This window comes from Mesorhizobium sp. M7A.F.Ca.CA.003.01.2.1 (genome assembly GCF_003998945.1).
Taxonomy (GTDB): domain Bacteria; phylum Pseudomonadota; class Alphaproteobacteria; order Rhizobiales; family Rhizobiaceae; genus Mesorhizobium; species Mesorhizobium ciceri.
The window spans coordinates 1-2,547 of sequence record NZ_RZRA01000832.1; the positions used below are offsets into that span (position 1 = coordinate 1).

At 61.4% G+C, this 2,547-nt stretch carries 3 protein-coding genes; all 3 read left to right on the forward strand.

The features are described 5' to 3' along the window. Positions 1 to 1,587 (forward strand): erythromycin esterase family protein (locus EN969_RS26305; protein ID WP_127419526.1); only part of this gene is annotated, 1,587 nt, incomplete at its 5' end. A 98-nt stretch (positions 1,588 to 1,685) separates the two neighbouring features. After that, positions 1,686 to 1,892 carry a hypothetical protein gene (locus tag EN969_RS26310; protein ID WP_013531530.1) on the forward strand — a complete coding sequence of 69 codons (207 nt, stop codon included), beginning with the start codon at positions 1,686 to 1,688 and terminating at the stop codon, positions 1,890 to 1,892. Positions 1,893 to 1,939: 47 nt separating this feature from the next. After that, positions 1,940 to 2,410 carry a YbhB/YbcL family Raf kinase inhibitor-like protein gene (locus EN969_RS26315; RefSeq protein WP_013531529.1) on the forward strand — a complete coding sequence of 157 codons (471 nt, stop codon included), beginning with the start codon at positions 1,940 to 1,942 and terminating at the stop codon, positions 2,408 to 2,410. The last annotated feature ends 137 nt before the right edge of the window (positions 2,411 to 2,547 follow it).

The following is a 2,547-nucleotide window of genomic DNA, read 5'->3' on the forward strand; positions in this document are numbered from 1 at the left end:
ACCAAGGGCTGGCCGCAGGCGGCGCCGTTCGATGCCATCGTGGTGACAGCCAGCGGTCCCGGCGCACCGCTCGCCCTTCAGGAGCAACTCGATGTCGGCGGCAGGCTCGTCATTCCGGTCGGCGACGACCCCGATTTGCAACGCCTGCTCAAAGTCACCCGGACAGGTGCCGCAACCTACAGCGAGGAGGATTTCGGCGGCGTGCGCTTCGTCCCTCTCATCGGCGAGCAGGGTTGGTCGGAAAACGGCACCGTCACCAAGGTCGGTCGTCCACTTCGACATCCGCATCCGATCAGCCTGCCCGATATGATCGCGGCCGCGGCTGAACCGCTGCCCGATTTCGACGATCCGGCCTTCGGCGCATTGTTCGACCGGTTCGCCGACCGGCGCGTCGTTCTGCTTGGCGAGGCAAGCCATGGCACGTCCGAGTTCTACAGGGCGCGCGCGGCGATCACCCGCAGGCTCGTCGAACGGCACGGCTTCACCATCGTCGCGGTCGAGGCGGACTGGCCCGATGCGGCGGCGATCGACCGCTACGTTCGCCATCGTCGGCCGCGAACAGGCGCCGGTGCGCCATTCCAGCGGTTTCCGACGTGGATGTGGCGCAACACCGATGTCGCGGCCTTCTCCGACTGGATGCGCCGTCGCAACGAGAAGCTAGAACCTTCGGAGCAAGCAGGGTTCTACGGCCTGGACATCTACAATATGAGCGGGTCCATAGGCGCGGTCCTCGACTATCTCGACCGGGTCGATCCCCAGGCAGCCAAGATTGCACGCGAACGGTATGGTTGCCTGACGCCCTGGCAACACGAACCGTCTACCTACGGCCGTGCGGTGCTCACCGCCGGCTATAAAAAATGCGAGAAAGCCGTGCTGGAACAATGCCGGGACTTGCTCGCCAGACAACTCGATTATGCAAAACAGGACGGAACCGACTTTCTCGACGCCAGTCAGAATGCTCGGCTGATCGCGTCCGCCGAACACTACTACCGGATCATGTACTATGGCGGTGCGGAGTCCTGGAACCTGCGCGACACCCACATGTTCGAGACCTTGGAACATTTGTTGGACGCCGGCGGCCCCAACTCCAAGGCGGTGGTGTGGGCGCACAATTCCCATATCGGCGATGCCCGCTTTACCGAGATGGGTGTCGTCAGGGACGAACTGAACATCGGTCAGCTCTGCCGGCAGCGTTTCGGCGATGAGGCAGCGCTAATCGGTATGGGCACGCATTCCGGCACTGTAGCGGCCGCAAGCGACTGGGATGGCGAAATGGAGGTGAAGCAGGTTCGCGCGTCGCACGCCGACAGCTACGAACGGCTTTGCCACGATTCTCTTGTGTCGCGGTTCCTGCTCGACCTCGGGCGCGACAAGACGCTGCGTGAGCGGCTGCTGGAACGTAGGCTGGAGCGATTCATCGGGGTAATCTACCGGCCGGAAACCGAGCTGGGCAGCCACTATGCGGACGCTTCCCTGCCCCAGCAGTTCGACGCGTTCCTATGGTTCGACAAAACCGCGGCAGTGACGCCGCTTGGCCCGGAGCATGCAAGAACCGGCGTTCCCGACACCTATCCATTCGGGCTCTAACCGGCGCGCGCGGCGAGCCGATGAAGCAGAGCCCTGGAACCGGAACGGCCCATCTGGCTTGCATTTTTAAACTGAAATCCCGTCGAAGGAGTTTTCTCATGACCGGAACCAAACATCCGAAATGGAAAAAACCGAGCGATGCCGACTTGGCGAACAATCCTGGTATCGGGACTTCCAAGGGAACGATCAAGGAAGGCGAAGAGTTCGAGCTTGAAGGCGAGAACACGGTCGAAGGCGATGTCGAGAACGACACGACCGCTGCTGGCGGGATCGATCCAAGACAAAAGATGCGGACCAACAAATAGCATGCCGTTGGCATCGCTGCGATCAACTTCCCCGGAAGGAGTGAACCATGCCACTTGCCCTCAGCAGCGCCGCCTTTGCCGAAGGCGGACCAATTCCCGAAAGATATACACGAGACGGCAAAAACGTATCGCCGCCGCTGAAATGGTCTGGAGTACCGGACGACGCCAAAAGCCTCGTTCTCGTCGTTCAGGATCCTGATGCGCCGAGCGGAACGTTTGGTCATTGGGCGGTATTCAACATCTCCGCGGAGACAAGGGAACTTCCCGAGGCGGAAAGCGGCAAGCCAGGTCCCGGTGCCCTTAGGCAAGCAACAAATGATTTTGGCAACGCCTATTACGACGGCCCTGAACCCCCGGTCGGACATGGCGTCCACCATTACCATTTCCGGCTGGCCGCGCTCGACACGCCGAGCCTTGCCATTCCGGCCAGCGCAGGCGTCGAGCGCATCTGGCGGGAGGCGCAGAAACACTCGCTCGAGCAGGCAGAACTCATCGGAACCTACGAACGCAATCCGTAAGTTGATGACCGAGGTGGCATTACCCTGCTGCTGCGCGGAACGGTTCTCCTCCTTGCCGGTTGTCTGGGAAAGGAGATGCCGCCATGTTTGGAGATATCATGTGGTTGGTCGTCGTTGCCGGCGGCCCATTGTTGCTG